We start from the raw sequence: 14,789 nt of genomic DNA, 5'->3' as shown, positions 1-14,789 counted from the left end.
ATCCTCCGCCCATCGCGGCGTTCGCAGCCTGTCAGGGCGATGCACAAGCCCCTCTTTCGCCGAGTGGGTCGGGGCGTAGCCTGTGCCTATGGAGGGGTTCGCGGCGGTCGACTTCGGGTTCGCCCGTGAGGTGCTGCAGCGGGGGATCGCGGCGCTCTACCTCGTCGCCTTCGTCTCGACGCTGAACCAGTTCCGGCCGCTCCTCGGCGAGCGGGGGCTCCTCCCGGCGCCGATGCTGCTCGACTGGGTCGGGACGAAGAAATCGAGACGGCGGATGCTGCATCCCACCGTCTTCCTGTATCTGCGCTACTCGGATCGGCGCCTCCTGCTGCTCTGTGCGGCGGGCATCGTGGTCGCGGCGGCGCTCGTCGTCGGCATCCCGCAGCTCGGCCCGCCGTGGGTGCCGATGCTGTGCTCCATCGTGCTGTGGCTCGGATACATGTCCGTGGTGAGCATCGGGCAGACGTTCTACTCCTTCGGATGGGAGATGCTGCTGCTCGAGGCCGGCTTCCTGGCCGCCTTCCTCGGTTCGGCCGACCAGCCGCCTCCCACGGTCGTGATCGTGCTGTTCTGGTGGCTGCTGTTCCGTGTCGAGTTCGGTGCCGGGATGATCAAGATCCGCGGCGGTCGGGAGTGGCGCGACCTCACAGCGCTGAACTACCACCACGAGACGCAGCCGATGCCCGGCCCGCTCAGTCGTCAGGCGCATCTGCTGCCGCGATGGTTCCACCGGATCGAGGTCGTGGGCAATCACTTCGCGCAGCTGGTCGTGCCGTTCTTCGTGTTCGCGCCGCTGCTCTCGATCTGGATACCGGGCCCTGTGCCGCAGATCATCGGGGCGGTCGCCGCGGCGATCATGATCGCGACCCAGGTGTGGCTGGTCGCCACCGGCAACTTCGCCTGGCTGAACTGGGTGACGATCGTGATCGCCTTCTCGGCGATCGGGATGCCGGGAATCGGCGCCGTGGAGGCGACGGAGAAGCGGGCCGGACCCCCACAGGGTGGCGCGGAGTGGCCGCTCTGGCCCGGCATCCCGCTGTACTGGCTCGTGATCACGAGTGCCGTCGGTCTGCTCGTCGTGGCTCTCAGCTGGCCCGCGCTGCGGAATCTGTTCGCGCGCCGCCAGCTGATGAACGCGAGCTTCAACCGCTGGCAGATCGGCAATGCGTATGGGGCCTTCGGCACCGTGACGAAGGAGCGTGTCGAGATCGTCGTCGAGGGGTCGGTCGATGACGACGGCCTGCTGTGGCGGGAGTACGAGTTCAAGGGCAAGCCCGGTGATGTGCGCCGCATCCCCCGCCAGTTCGCCCCGTACCATCTGCGCCTCGACTGGCTGATGTGGTTCCTGCCGCTCGGGCGCTCACTCGACGACTGGTTCACGGTGTTCCTGCTGCGGCTGCTCGAGGCGGATGCTCCGACCCTCGCGCTGCTGCGCACCGATCCGTTCGAGGGCGAGCCGCCCCGCTGGGTGCGCGCGGTGTCGTACCGCTACCGCTTCGCGACCAGGGCAGAGCGCCGGGAGGGCGCCGGGGTCTGGGTGCGCACACGGCAGGCCGTGGTGCTCGGCCCTCTCGGGCTGCGGTAGATCACGAAGGTGGGAAGGGTGCCAACCGGCCGGAGCTCAGGCCGACGCCGAGCGCGGCGAAACGCCCCGGCCGGGCGCGGGGCCCGGACGGAGCGTTCCGTCTCACTGCAGACGTTCAACTGACCTTCTTGCGGTAGGCGATGATCGCGAACACGTAGGCGACGACGAGGATGCCGACGCACCATGCGAGTGCCACCCAGATGTCGTTGCCGACCGGCTTCTCGGCGAACAGCGCCTGGATGCTGTTCACGATCGAGGTGACCGGCTGGTTCTCGGCGAACCACCGTACCGGCCCCGGCATCGTCTCGGTCGGCACGAACGCCGAGCTGATGAACGGGAGGAAGATCAGCGGGTACGAGAACGCCGTGGCTCCGTCGATCGTCTTGGCGCTGAGGCCGGCGATGATCGCCAACCAGGTGAGCGCCAGGGTGAACAGCAGCAGGATGCCGATGACGGCCAGCCACGCCAGGGGACCGGCTCCGGTGCGGAATCCCATCAGGAACCCGACCGCGAAGATGATCGCCAGGGTGATCGCGTTCGCGACGAGCGAGGTGAGCACGTGAGCCCACAGCACGCTCGATCGGGCGATCGGCATGGAGTGGAACCGCTCGAAGATGCCGCTCTGCAGATCGTTGAACAGGCGGAACGCCGTGTAGGCGATGCCGGATGCGACCGCGATCAGCAGGATGCCGGGGAGCAGGTAGTTGACGTAGTTCTCGGAGCCGATGCTCTGTTTGAGCGCCCCTCCGAAGACGAACACGAACAGCAACATCAGCGCGATCGGGGTGACCGCCGTGGTGATGATGGTGTCGGCGCTGCGGAAGATGTGCCGCATCGACCGGCCGGTGAGCGTCGCGGTGTCTGCGACGAAGTGCGTGCTCATGCTGCGTTCTCCTTTCCGGTGGACGACCCCGCCTGCGGGCCGATGAGAGTGAGGAAGATCTCCTCGAGGGTGGGCTGCTTCTCGACGTACTCGACCTTCGCGGCCGGCAGCAGCCGCTTGAGCTCGGCGAGGGTGCCGTTCGCGATGATCCGGCCCTCGTGGAGGATCGCGATGCGGTCGGCCAGCTGCTCCGCCTCGTCGAGGTACTGCGTGGTCAGCAGCACGGTGGTTCCGGTCTGGGCGAGTTCCTTGATGACGCTCCACACCTCGATGCGCGCCTCGGGGTCGAGGCCCGTGGTGGGCTCGTCGAGGTAGATGACCTCGGGATGTCCGACCAGGCTCATGGCGATGTCGAGACGGCGCCGCATCCCTCCGGAGTACGTGCCGACCTTGCGTGCGCCGGCATCCGTCAGGCGGAACGTCGCCAGCAGAAGGTCAGCCACCCGATCTGCGTCAGGAAGGTGGCGCAGCTTCGCGACGAGCACCAGGTTCTCGCGCCCGGTGAGGATCTCGTCGACGGCGGCGAACTGCCCGGTGAGGCTGATCCGCTGGCGCACGGCGAGCGGATCGGCCGCAACGTCGACACCCTGCACGGTGGCGGTGCCGGCATCCGACTTCAGGAGCGTCGAGAGGATGCGGACCATGGTGGTCTTCCCCGCGCCGTTCGAGCCGAGGAGGGCGAAGATCGAGCCCTTCTGGACCTCGAAGTCGACTCCTCGCAGCACGTGCAGGTCTTTGTAGGACTTCTCGATGCCGCGCACCGAGATGGCTGCATCCGTCATGATTCCTCCTTCTTCTTCGCGTCGTCGAACGCCTTGATGAGGCGGGCGCGCTCCTTGTCGATCCACTGTCGGCCGCCGTACGCCGCGGCGTAGTTCTCGGCGAACTCGACAGGGTCGTCGCCGACGATCGCGCTGACCGGGGTGCCGTCGATCGCAGCGCGCTCCCACAGGTCGGCGATGTCGAGGAACATCTTCACGATGACGTCGCCGTCGGTGACCCCGCCGTAGTACATGTTGTAGCGCTGCTGCGCCTTCGCCATCTCGCGGTACGGCTCCGGAAGGGCGTTGATGCGGGCCTGAGCCTGCTTGTACTGCTTCTTCTCTTCGAGCGATCCGGTGATCGCTTCGATCCACTTGGCGGCCATTGTCAGTTCTCCTCGGTCTTCGTGGGGGTGGTCGTGCTCGTGTTGAGCCGTTCGATGTGCTGCACGAGGAAGCTCCAGGTCTTCCAGAACTCTTCGAGCTCCTGCCGGCCCGTCGCGTTCAGGGTGTACACCTTGCGGGGCGGACCCTTCTCGCTTGGGACCTTCTCGACGTCGACGAGGTGCTTCTGCTCGATGCGCACCAGCAGGGCGTAGATCGTGCCCTCGGCGATGTCGATGAACCCGTGGTCTCGGATGCGTGTGGTGATCTCGTACCCGTATGCCGGCTGCTCGGCGAGGAGGGCCAGAACGATGCCCTCCAGAGTGCCCTTGAGCATCTCGGTCATCTGCTTGCCCATCAGGTCCTCCCTTCGTTTCGTTGGTACTCAGTGTTGCTGGATACCGGTACAAAGTAACACTGAGTACCGGTACTTAGCAACACCGAATACCGAACTTTTTCGATGGGGTTCGGTGAGGCTGTGCGCCACAACTCCGGAGATCACGTGCGGATGCCGCGGTACCCCCGCGATTCACGCCGATCCGGCTGCTGTCTCCGGAGTTGTGGCGGCGGAAGGCCGGCTCGGCGGCGGCGGCGGGAGGCTGGCTCGGCGGCGGCGGCGGCGGCGGGAGGAGGAGCGGAGAAGCGTCAGGCGCCGAGGCGCGCCATGGCGACGCGCGCCTCGAGCAGGGGCAGCGTCCGGCCGACGCCGGCTTGCGGGCAGATGCCCAGTGCATTCGCGAGTTCGAGCGCGAGCGCGGCGTGGCCGGCGGCGTTCGGGTGGAAGGGGTCGCCCATCAGCCCCCCACGGCACCCCGCCGTGGCCCCACTCGGTGAAGCGCGCGTGCTGGTCGACGAGCACGACGCCCTCGGCCGCTGCCACCTCGCGCACCGCGTCGACGAACTCCGCGATCCGCTCGCGGCCTGGGGCATTGGGGATGTCGATCGAGGGCGGCGTCTGCAGCACCGGAATGGCGCCGGTGGCCCGCACTCGCGCCACGAACTCCCGGAGCGAGGCGGCGAAGGCTCCCGGCTCGACGGTGTCGCTCCCCGGACCCGTGGCGACGTCATTCGTGCCGATCATGAGGGTGACCACATCGGGACGCCACGAGTCGATGCGCCGCTCCCAGTCGTCGAGGATGTCGGTCAGCCGGTGTCCGCTGATCGCGGTGTTGACGACGACGTCGCGCGTGCGCCCCAGCTCGCCGCGGATCAGCTCGTGCAGATGCTCGGGGTAGCTGCGCTCGCCCTGTGTGTGCACCAGTCCGTGCGTGATCGAGTCGCCGGTGATCACCCAGTTCAGCGGCTCGGCGCCGGTGAGGAGGGCGGCGAGGCGACGGAGATCGGCGGCGGCGGATGCGGGTGCGGCGGATGCGGGGGATGCGGCGTTCGACACGCCCACGAGCCTAGTGGCGGCGCCCGCTGCGGCCTCGGTCGCGACCGGGCTCGCCGCGCTCATCGCTGCGATCGCGATCCGGCTGACCGGCGCCTCGGGCGCCGCCGCTCAGCCGCGGAGGTAGGCGAGTACGGCGAGCACCCGACGGTGTCCGCTGTCGCTGGTCGCCAGGCCGAGCTTGGCGAAGATGTTGCCGATGTGCTTGCTCACCGCCGTCTCGGTCACGAACAGTCGTGCGGCGATGGTGGTGTTGTCGAGGCCTTCGGCCATCAGCCCCAGCACCTCGCGCTCGCGCGGGGTGAGCGACTGCACCGGGTCGTCGGCGCGGCGCCGGCTCATGAGCTGCGAGATCACCTCGGGGTCCATGACGGTGCCGCCGGCGGCGACCCGGCGCAGGGCGTCGACGAACGACGCGACCTTGCCGACGCGCTCCTTCAGCAGGTAGCCGAGCCCGTCCGCTCCCGCGGCGAGCAGTTCTCCGGCGTAGCGGTCCTCGACATAGGCCGACAGCACGAGCACCGGGAACCCGGGGCGGCGGGCGCGTGCCTCGGCTGCGGCCTTCAGTCCCTCGCTGGTGAAGGTGGGCGGCATCCGCACGTCGACGACCGCGGCATCCGCCTCGTCGAGTCGCAGCAGGAAGTCGTCGGCGTTGTCGACCGCCGCGACCACGTCGAACCCCTCGCTGCGCAGCAGCAGCGCGAGCCCCTCGCGCAGCAGGGTGTCGTCTTCGGCGATCACGATCCGCATGGCAGCTCCGTCCTCAGGATGGTCGGACCGCCGACCGGGCTCGTCAGTGTGCAGGACCCCTCGAAGGCCTCGACACGGCGGCGGATGCCAGCGAGACCGCCGCCCGTGCGCTCCTGCGCTCCGCCGACCCCGTCGTCCTGCACCGTGATGATGAGGCGCTCGCCCTCGCGGATCACCCGCACCTGCGCCTGCGTCGCCTGACTGTACTTGTTCACGTTCGTCAGGGCTTCGGCGACGACGAAGTAGCTGGCCGACTCGACGGCCGCCGGCACGCGTCCGACGGCGACAGCCTCGATCGTGCACGGCACCACACTGCGGCCGGCGAGCGAGGCCAATGCGCCCTCGAGGCCGAGTTCGTCGAGGATCGGCGGGTAGATGTCATGCACGGTACGGCGGAGTCCCGCGAGCGCATCGGTCGCGGCATCCTGTGCCCGTCGCAGTGGTTCGAGCACGCCGTCCGGATCGGTCTCCAGGGCGCGTTCGGCGATGCCGAGCATCATCACGACGTTCACCAGCCGGTTCTGCGCGCCGTCGTGCAGGTCGCGTTCGATGCGGCGCAGCTCCGCACCGTGTGCGTCGAGCGCGGCGGCGCGACTGAGCGTCAGCGCATCGACCCTGGCGGCCAGGCGCGACTTCTTCGGCGTCGCGAGCAGTCGAGCCGAGACCCACGACAGCAGCCGGGCCATCGCGGGGATCAGCCACCACGAGATGACGGCGTATCCGACGGCGACCAGCGGCATCGTGGCCGCGAGCTCCCACGACGTGACCGGATAGGGGGAGCCGACCGGATCGTCGGCCGGTGCGAACTGCCAGTAATAGGTCACGGCGAGAGCGTTGACGGCGGCCACGGGGAGGACGGCGGTGAGCAGCGACACCCACATCACGGGCAGCGCGTGCACGGCGAGCCACAGGAGGTCACGGCCCGTCGGCCGGGAGAACGCGAAGCGCAGCCGGTCGTCGAGAGTGGACCCCGGCGGCAGCGCACGCCCGATCGTCGGCAGCTCGTCGCCGCGGAATGCGCCGACGCGGCGCCGATTCAGGTCGCTCCAGGAATGCAGCACGCGCACCGCTGCGGGCAGCAGCAGCACGCCGCCGGTGATCACCATGAGCGGCAGGAGCACGAGTCCGACGCAGAAGAGCAGGAGCGAGACGACGGATGCCCCGCACTCGACGACCAGATACCGCCAGGCGCGCAGCCAGCGTCGCATCCGTCCGTCCGTCATCCTGCAAGTCTGCCGGAGAGCGGATGCCGACGCGGTATAGCCAGCCCCACCATCGGTGCGGTGGTCTGCGGGATGGGGCCGCCCTGCGCCCGCTCGTAGCGTCGAGACATGACCTCCACACCACTTCTCCCCGCCGTCGATGCGCGCCCCGTCGAGGCGCTGCGACTGCAGTCCGTCGTGAAGACCTACGGCTCCGGTGCGAACGCCGTCTCCGCTCTGCGGGGCGTCGATCTCGTCCTCGCGAAGGGCTCGGTCACCGCCATCATGGGGCCCTCCGGATCGGGCAAGAGCACCCTGCTGCACAGCGCCGCCGGCCTCGACAAGCCGACCAGCGGGTCGGTGCACCTGGGCGGCACCGAGATCTCGGGCCTGCGCGCCTCGCAGCTCACCGCGTTCCGTCGCGATCATGTCGGCTTCGTGTTCCAGGCGTACAACCTGCTTCCCGCGCTCGATGTCGAGGAGAACATCACCCTGCCGCTGCGCCTCGCCGGGCGCCGGCTCGACCCGCGCTGGCTCGACTCCCTGCTCGACGCCGTCGGACTCGCCGATCGGCGTCATCGTCGCCCCGCCGAGCTGTCGGGTGGACAGCAGCAGCGCGTCGCCATCGCCCGCGCGCTCATCACCCGGCCCTACGTCGTGTTCGGTGACGAGCCGACCGGGGCACTCGATTCCCGCTCGGGCAAGCAGGTGCTCGATCTGCTCGCCCACACCGCGAAGGAGCTCGACCAGACGGTCGTCGTGGTGACCCACGACCCGGTGGTCGCCTCGCACGCGGATCGGGTGATCTTCCTCGCCGACGGCGCCTTCGCCGGGCACCTCGACGGAGGCACGCCCGCCCAGATCACCGACCGCATGAGCGCCCTCGGGGAGTGGTGATCATGACAGGACAGCGTCTGAGCTTCGGCCGCCTCGTGCGGGCCGATCTGCGTCACAACAGCGCCAGCTTCGCCGGGGTCGCGGTGGCGATCTTCGTCGCGAGCGCACTCGTCACCGGCCTCGGGGTGCTCGTCGAGTCCGGCATCCGCGGCGGCCTCGCGCCCGAACGGTACACCGCGGTCGATGTGGTGGTGGGTTCGCCCCAGTACGTCGACGTGCCGGAGGATCTCCCCCTCACGCTCCCCGAGCGCGCGCCGCTCCCTGCGGATGCTGCCCGCGACATCGCGGAGATCCCCGGGGTCGAGAGCGTCGTGGCCGACGTCACGGTGCCCCTCGTCGCGGTTCCCCCCACCGCCGGAGCGTCGGCGGGCGCCGCCGCGACCGACGGAAGCACCGCGTCGGAGCTCGTCGAGGCGCACCCATGGGCGGCGACCGCGTTGACCGGTTTCGCGCTCCGCGAGGGCCGGGAACCGGCATCCGCCGACGAGGTCGTCGTCACCGCGGGCACGGGCGGAGCGGTCGGTGACCTGCTGACCCTCGCGCATGGCGGCGACCCGGCGCCCTACCGCGTCGTCGGGATCGTCGACGCCGACGCCCATGCCGCCGCATCGGAGCGCGCCACGCATGTCTTCCTGAGCCAGGCGCGCATCGCCGAGCTCGACCCGCACGGTGGTACGCCGCAGGTGCTCGGGGTCTTCACCGCGCCTGGTCAGGCGGAGAGCGCGGCCGCGGCCATCCGCGAGGCTCTTCCCGAGGTCGTCGCCCAGACCGGAGACGGGCGAGGAGACATCGAGTTCCTCGACTCCGGTGCGGCGCGCGCGACCCTGATCGCGATCGGCAGTGCTTTCGTCGGAACCTGCATCCTCGTGGCGATGTTCATCGTCGCCGGCACGCTCTCGCTGTCGGTGCAGTCGCGTCGGCGTGACTACGCTCTGCTCCGAGCGGTCGGCGCCAGCCCGAAGCAGGTTCACGCGCTCGTCGCCCGCGAGGTGCTCTCGATCGCGGTGATCGCCGCTCTCCTGGGAATCGCGCCCGGCTACCTGCTGTCGACCGCTCTGCAGTCGGCCTTCGTCTCCGGCGGTGTCATCCCTGGCGACTTCGCGCTCGCGCTGGGACCCCTCCCCGCGATCGGCGCCGTCGCCCTCGTGCTCTCGGCGGCCTGGGGTGCGGCACGCATCGCGGCGAGGCGCCCGGCGAAGCTCGACCCGATCGAGGCTCTGCGCGAGTCGTCGACGGGACCGGCGGGCATCGGCCTGCCCCGCATCATCACCGGGATCGTCTTCGCGACCGCCGGGATCTCGGTCTCGACCGTGCCGCTGGTCGTGCGCGGCGAGTACGCCGCCGGGGCGTCGGCCGGAGCGGCCATGATGCTCATCGTCGCGCTGGCGTTGCTGGGCCCCTGGCTGGTCGCTCTGAGCGTGCGCCTGCTCGGTGCGGTGCTGCGGCGGATGTCGGCAGCCGGCTTCCTCGCCGCCGCCAACGCCTCGGCGAACAGCCGCCGTCTGGCTGCGGCGATCCTGCCCATCGCGCTCGGAATCGGGTTGGGTCTCGTCCAGATCGGTGCACCGGCGATCATCGCCAACGAGGCGGCCGTGCAGGCGCAGGCCGGTGTCACAGCCGAACTGCGCGTGACTGCGCCCGGCGGGCTCTCGGCCGACGCCGCAGATCGGATCGCGGCGATCGACGGGGTCTCGGACGTATCGGGCATCGCCCTGAGCAGTGCGATCATCGACTCCCGCGACTTCGAGGGCAAGCTCCTGCGCGGCGAGCACGTGCTGCAGGGCGTGGACCCCGCATCCGTCGAGGGGACTCTCGACCTGCAGGTGCAGGAGGGGAGCCTTGCCGCGCTCGACGGCGGCGGCTCGGGCGACGGCGCGCGCGGTGCGACCGTGGCCGTGAGCACGGATGCCGTGCAGACCCTGGGCCTGGAGCTCGGCGACCAGGTCACCGGCATGTTCGGCGACGGCGCGCCGCTGGAGGCGACGGTGGTGGCGATCTACGAGCGCGGACTCGGCTTCGGCGATCTGACGATGGACCTCGAGATCGTGCGCGCCCACACCACCGCAGCACTGGATGCCTTCGCTCTGGTGTCCGTCGATGACGGCGCTCTCGACCAGGTCCGTGAGGCGGTCGCTGCGGCCGGTCTGCAGGCCTCGGAGGCGCGAGGCCAGAAGGCCGCAGGAGCCGATGCGCAATCGCAGCAGGGGTGGGTGAACCTCGTGGCGCTGATCGTGATCCTCGGATACATCGCGATCGCCGTGATCAACACGCTCGTGATGGCGACGGGCGAGCGCTCGCGCGAACTCGCGCTGCTGCAGCTGATCGGCTCGTCGCGCCGACAGGTGCGCGCCATGATGCGCGTCGAGGCGATGATGGTCGCGGCCATCGCGGTGGTCTTCGGGGTCGTCGTCGCCATCCCGCCGCTGATCGGCATGAGCATCGGCATCTCGGGACAGCCGATGCCCGCTCTCCCGGTGCTGCCGTCGCTGCTCATCATCGGGTCGATGGGCGCCCTCGCGCTGCTGTCGCTGTGGGCGGCGACGGGTGCGGCGATGCGCACGCGTCCGATCGAGGAGATCGGGTCGCGACAGTGAAAGACTGGATGCATGACCTCGGCACTGCTCGACCACCTTCTCGCCCGCATCGTCGACTCAGGCCTGCTCGATGAACCGGTCGCCGAGAACGGCCTCGTCTACGGACGGGCGACGATCGACGCCGCGGGGACCGTCGTGACGGTGAACGTCGATCCGGAGCTGGAGGACGACGACGACACCCTCGACGATGACGCGCTGCTCGCGGCGATCACGCGCATCCTCTCCGTATCCGAGACGCGGTGGCGTGCGGTGATCGACGAGGTCGCCGACGATATCGACGAGGCGGTCGACGACGAGCCGGTCCTCGAGCAGATCGACCTGCGCGACGACCTCGAGGCCACGTCGGTGGTGGTCTTCGCGGATGCCGTGCTGGTGGCGTTCGACGCGCCGAAGCAGTTCCCGGATTCGCGGATCCTGGTGCAGCTCGATGAGGATCTCGAGATCGCCAACATCGAGGTGCGCGATCGTGACGGCGCCGAGGGCGGGGCCGTCGAGACTGTCGATTTCGACAGCCTCGACGACCTGCTCGACGAGATCAGCCGCGCCGACGAGCGCTGACTCCGGCCGCTGTCAGAGCCACCTCTTGTACTTGAAGACGCCGTAGAGGGCGACCGCGAACGCCGCCATCGCGCCGATCGCCATCGGATATCCGTGCACCCAGTGCAGCTCCGGCATGACGTCGAAGTTCATGCCGTAGACGGTGCCGACGAGCGTCGGGGCGAAGATGATGGCCGCCCACGACGAGATCTTCTTGATCTCGTCGTTCTGGGCCAGGCTCGCGTCCGACTGACGGCGGGCGACGAGGGCCGACTGCACGGTGAGCGCGTTCTCGAGGATCGCGCGGAACGAGTCGACCCGCTCGTTCACACGGATTACGTGATCGAGGACGTCGCGCAGCGACCGCTGCAGCTCCTCGTCGATGCGGTACTTCTCGGATCCGCGCCGCAGCCATTCCAGCATCCCGGCGAGCGGATGCACCGCCCGCTGGAAGTTGATCACCTCGCGGGAGAGCTCGTAGATGCGGCGGGAGAGGGCGTCGTCGTCGCTGTCGCCGAACAGCTGGTCCTCGATCTCGTCGATGTCGTTCAGGAGTCCGGCGACGATGGGCTCGTAGCCGTCGACGACCTCGTCGAGGATCGCGTAGAAGACGGCCTCAGGTCCCATCGACAGCAGCTCGGGCAGTGCCTCCATGCGCCGGCGCACACCCGCGAGGTTCGGGGACTCGGCGTGCCGGATCGTCACGACGAAGTCGGGGCCGACGAACAGGTGCAGCTCGCCGAACTCGATCGATTCCTGCTCGTCGCGATAGCGAGCCGGGCGAAGGACGGCGAAGAGCGTGTCGCCGTAGCGCTCGACCTTCGAGCGCTGGTGACCCGAGAGCGCGTCTTCGACGGCGAGCGGATGCAGGTCGAATTCGCGCGCCACCGAGGCGACCTCCTGCGGGCTCGGCCGGTAGAGGCCGATCCAGGCGATGCCGCCATGGGCGTCGAGCGACCGGTAGGTCTCGTCCAGGTTCTTCGGGGTCTCCACGCGACGTCCGTGGACGTACACGCCGTTGTCGATGAGGGCCATGAGCAGGCTCCGTTCTCGCAGGCGCACGCCGGATCAGAGCGGGCGTGCGCAGTATTCGTCAGGGGGCGGAAGACGCCGCCGACGGCTGCGGAGCAGGACGTGCAGGTGCGGAGCCGGAGCTCAACGCACAGATGCCGTCAGACGCGACGCAACGAAGGCGGCGTCGCAACTATCACCGGACATCGCCATCACCGCCTCTCGCGCTCTGAAGGGGTCACGTGACCCGATGTGCCAGCATACTCCTGGTCGCTGGGCGGAAGCCGACCCGAGAGTGTCGGCACTCCCGGGTCACACTTCGGTGATGGAGTCACTGCGGCGGCGGGAGATGGCGATCACGCCTCCGGCCACGATGAGCATCAGGGCCAGGCCTGCGGCCGACCACGCGACGGTGCCGCCGGTGACGGCGAGACCTCCAGCGGGCGCGGGAGCCGGGGGTGCCACGTCCACCGCCGCTGTGGACGTGGTCGAGATGATCGAATCGCCCGCGGGCGTGGTCGCCGAGGCCATGGCGGTGTTGGACAGCTCACCGCCACCGGAGAGATCGGCCGTGACGACGGTGTAGGTCGCCGTGCAGGTGATGCTCGCCCCCGGCGTCAGAACGCCGGCCGGACACTCGACGGGTGACAGCTCGCCGTTGCCGGTGAACGCGCCCTCGTTGACCTTCGGGTTCGTCAGGGTGAGATTACCGGCGTTGGAGACGACGAACGAGTACGTGACGACCTGACCGACCGAGGTGATCTGCTGGACGTTCGCGGTCTTGATCACGGACAGCGCCGGGGCGGGTGCTGTCGTCGGCGTCGAGGTGGACGAGACGAGAGAAGTGACCGTCTGGCCGGTAGGGCTGGTTCCCGTTGCGGTTGCGTCGTTGTCCACCGAGCCGTTCTCGACGTCAGCGACCGTCACCGTGTAGGGCTCGTTCGCGGTACATGTCTGTGAAGTACCGGCAGACAGCACCGATGCAGGACAGGCCACCGCGCCGGCCTTGGGGTCGTTGACCGCCAGATCCGAGAGGGTGGCGTCGCCGGTGTTGGTGAGGTCGAAGGAGTATCGGATGGTGTCGCCGGCATCGGTGATGCCGTTGCCGTTGACGTCTACGGGGGTCGAAGCCCGCTTCTGCAGCCCGAGTGCGGCGCGCGGCACGACCTCGAGCGTTGCGTCTGCGTTCGGCACGATGTTGCCGACGGACGTGGTGATGTTGCTGTTGTTGTTCGTGTACGTCCCCGGCTGAGCCGACGTGACGTTGACGGTGACCACGCAGGTACCACCGGCGGCGATCGTGGCATCGGTGACATCCACAGAAGTCTGGCCTGCCACGGGTTCGCCGCCGTTCACTGCTGCTGCACCGCATCCCGTGGTCGTCACCGCGGAGTCTGCCAACGTCAATCCGGTCGGCAGGGAATCTGCGAAGCTGACCCCGCTGAGAGGGATCGCCCCCTCGGTGCCGGGGTTGGTGACCGTGATGCTCAATGCAGACGTAGCGCCGGCCGTCACGGTCGACGGTGTGAACGCTTTCGTCAGGGAAGCCTCGTGGAACGACAATGACCAGTACCAGCCGTCGTTGCCCGCGCCGACAGGGGTGTTCCGGAACGTGAAGCGGCTGACCGGCCCATCGTTCTGCGACAGCCGGAAGGAGCCGCAGCCGGGGTTGTTGGTGGCCGCAGCGTCGTCGGAGCAGGTCGCGGTTCCCATGGGAACCGCGTTTCGAATGCGGGTGCCGCTGTTCTGGAGCTGGAGTGAGACGTTCGACTTCACCTTGTCCAGCCGGTACCCGCCAGGGAACTGCTGAACGATATCGACGTAGGACGCATCGAGGTTGTTGATGTGAAGGGTCAATCCCAGGATCGGTTTGTTCAACGTCACGGTCCGCACATTCAGCCCGGTCCCGATCAGGCACTCGGTGACCCCCACCGCAGTCGACGGGGCTTGCGGGGAGTAGTAGCTCTGCGCGTTGCGGCTGACCAGCGTCGTGTTGGGCACCACGTTCGTGGTGCTCCCGCAACGGTTGCTCGCAGCGCTGAGCGTGGCAGTGACGGCACTCGCTCCGAAGGACAGCGTCGCCGGGGCCGTCGACGCGCCAGTCGCGCCCGTCAACCACTGTTCATCGGGAGAGACATCCGCGACAGCGGCGGATGGCGCGCTCAGTAGTGCCGAGCTGGCGAGAAGGGCAGCTGCCAGGGCGATCGCGACGCCACGGGTACCGAGTCTCCGAGCTCGGGTTCCCTCCGAATTGCGGACTCGGCTGGAAGGACGAAGAAAGGACATGGTCTCCCCTGAGTGGTGCCACACCTCTCGAAGCGCTTCTCCCGAGCGGCAGGCAAGTATTCGTCGATCCTATAAGCGACGCGATCACACCGAGCGCGACCCCGCCCGCACCACAGTCCGAACCCGGCGACCCGCCCGACCCGGTCGCACCGCGCACTCGCTCACGCCGCCGGTCAGCGCCCGTCGTCCCGGCGGGCCGCCACGAAGTCCGGGAAGTCCGACGGGCCGATGCCGTCCGGGGCGAAGAACGCGCGGACGAACTGGCGCGCATGTTGTTCGAGCTCGTCGTCCGTCAGCGTCGGCTGCGGGGCGCCGGCAGGGTGCGTCGACAGCCCGAGCGTGAAGCCGTAGTCCGACTCCCCAGGGCCGTCGATCCAGAGGAAGTCGTAGACGAGCTGTCCGTCCTCCTGGATGCGGGTGCTCACCGCGATGCGCTCTCCGGCTTCCTCGACGATCATGCGGGTCCTCGCTTCGACGGGAAGGGGTGAAAACACGGGGTGAAAAAACGG

At 68.9% G+C, this 14,789-nt stretch carries 14 protein-coding genes; 4 read left to right on the top strand and 10 right to left on the bottom strand.

Features of this window, described 5'->3' with window-relative positions; genetic code table 11:
• Positions 1-88: 88 nt before the first annotated feature.
• The gene (locus BLW44_RS00925; protein WP_060928264.1) at positions 89-1,585 is read left to right on the top strand and encodes a lipase maturation factor family protein; all 1,497 of its coding nucleotides are present in this window, start codon (positions 89-91) and stop codon (positions 1,583-1,585) included.
• Positions 1,586-1,700: 115 nt separating this feature from the next.
• Here the strand turns inward: BLW44_RS00925 and BLW44_RS00920 are convergent, their stop codons facing one another.
• The 7 genes from BLW44_RS00920 to BLW44_RS00890 form a co-directional block, all read right to left on the bottom strand.
• The gene (locus BLW44_RS00920; protein ID WP_060928265.1) at positions 1,701-2,468 is read right to left on the bottom strand and encodes an ABC transporter permease; all 768 of its coding nucleotides are present in this window, start codon (positions 2,466-2,468) and stop codon (positions 1,701-1,703) included.
• The gene (locus tag BLW44_RS00915) at positions 2,465-3,250 is read right to left on the bottom strand and encodes an ABC transporter ATP-binding protein (protein WP_060928266.1); all 786 of its coding nucleotides are present in this window, start codon (positions 3,248-3,250) and stop codon (positions 2,465-2,467) included. The genes BLW44_RS00920 and BLW44_RS00915 overlap by 4 nt, the downstream gene beginning before the upstream one ends.
• Positions 3,247-3,615 carry a DUF1048 domain-containing protein gene (locus BLW44_RS00910; RefSeq protein WP_060928267.1) on the bottom strand — a complete coding sequence of 123 codons (369 nt, stop codon included), beginning with the start codon at positions 3,613-3,615 and terminating at the stop codon, positions 3,247-3,249. The genes BLW44_RS00915 and BLW44_RS00910 overlap by 4 nt, the downstream gene beginning before the upstream one ends.
• A gap of 2 nt (positions 3,616-3,617) precedes the next feature.
• Positions 3,618-3,971, bottom strand: a complete 354-nt coding sequence (locus tag BLW44_RS00905) for a PadR family transcriptional regulator (RefSeq protein ID WP_060928268.1) — start codon at positions 3,969-3,971, stop codon at positions 3,618-3,620.
• 171 nt (positions 3,972-4,142) lie between these two features.
• On the bottom strand, positions 4,143-5,069 hold the full coding sequence (locus tag BLW44_RS00900) for an SGNH/GDSL hydrolase family protein (protein ID WP_083389562.1): 927 nt from the start codon (positions 5,067-5,069) through the stop codon (positions 4,143-4,145).
• A gap of 45 nt (positions 5,070-5,114) precedes the next feature.
• A complete protein-coding gene (locus tag BLW44_RS00895; protein WP_060927942.1) occupies positions 5,115-5,753 on the bottom strand; it encodes a LuxR C-terminal-related transcriptional regulator in 639 nt (212 codons plus the stop codon).
• Positions 5,741-6,976, bottom strand: coding sequence for a sensor histidine kinase (locus BLW44_RS00890; protein ID WP_060927943.1), 1,236 nt, complete (start codon positions 6,974-6,976; stop codon positions 5,741-5,743). The genes BLW44_RS00895 and BLW44_RS00890 overlap by 13 nt, the downstream gene beginning before the upstream one ends.
• Before the next feature lie 108 nt (positions 6,977-7,084).
• Between BLW44_RS00890 and BLW44_RS00885 the strand changes: the two genes are divergently transcribed.
• From BLW44_RS00885 to BLW44_RS00875, 3 genes are read left to right on the top strand one after another with little or no spacing between them, the layout of a single operon-like run.
• Positions 7,085-7,852 (top strand): ABC transporter ATP-binding protein, encoded by a 768-nt coding sequence (locus BLW44_RS00885; RefSeq protein WP_060927944.1) that lies wholly within the window; start codon positions 7,085-7,087, stop codon positions 7,850-7,852.
• Between the two features lie 2 nt (positions 7,853-7,854).
• Positions 7,855-10,446, top strand: coding sequence for an ABC transporter permease (locus tag BLW44_RS00880; RefSeq protein ID WP_082724604.1), 2,592 nt, complete (start codon positions 7,855-7,857; stop codon positions 10,444-10,446).
• A gap of 12 nt (positions 10,447-10,458) precedes the next feature.
• Complete coding sequence (locus BLW44_RS00875; RefSeq protein WP_060927946.1) at positions 10,459-11,004, top strand: hypothetical protein; 546 nt, start codon at positions 10,459-10,461, stop codon at positions 11,002-11,004.
• 12 nt (positions 11,005-11,016) lie between these two features.
• Here the strand turns inward: BLW44_RS00875 and BLW44_RS00870 are convergent, their stop codons facing one another.
• From BLW44_RS00870 to BLW44_RS00860, 3 genes are all read right to left on the bottom strand, one after another.
• Positions 11,017-12,018 (bottom strand): magnesium and cobalt transport protein CorA, encoded by a 1,002-nt coding sequence (locus BLW44_RS00870; protein WP_060927947.1) that lies wholly within the window; start codon positions 12,016-12,018, stop codon positions 11,017-11,019.
• A 288-nt stretch (positions 12,019-12,306) separates the two neighbouring features.
• The gene (locus BLW44_RS00865) at positions 12,307-14,109 is read right to left on the bottom strand and encodes a DUF7507 domain-containing protein (RefSeq protein WP_060927948.1); all 1,803 of its coding nucleotides are present in this window, start codon (positions 14,107-14,109) and stop codon (positions 12,307-12,309) included.
• A 344-nt stretch (positions 14,110-14,453) separates the two neighbouring features.
• The gene (locus BLW44_RS00860) at positions 14,454-14,738 is read right to left on the bottom strand and encodes a hypothetical protein (RefSeq protein ID WP_060927949.1); all 285 of its coding nucleotides are present in this window, start codon (positions 14,736-14,738) and stop codon (positions 14,454-14,456) included.
• Positions 14,739-14,789 lie beyond the last annotated feature (51 nt).

The sequence above is a fragment of the Microbacterium hydrocarbonoxydans genome (assembly GCF_900105205.1).
Taxonomy (GTDB): domain Bacteria; phylum Actinomycetota; class Actinomycetes; order Actinomycetales; family Microbacteriaceae; genus Microbacterium; species Microbacterium hydrocarbonoxydans.
Note: the sequence above shows the minus strand (reverse complement) of the source record. Positions and strands in the feature narration are given on the sequence as shown.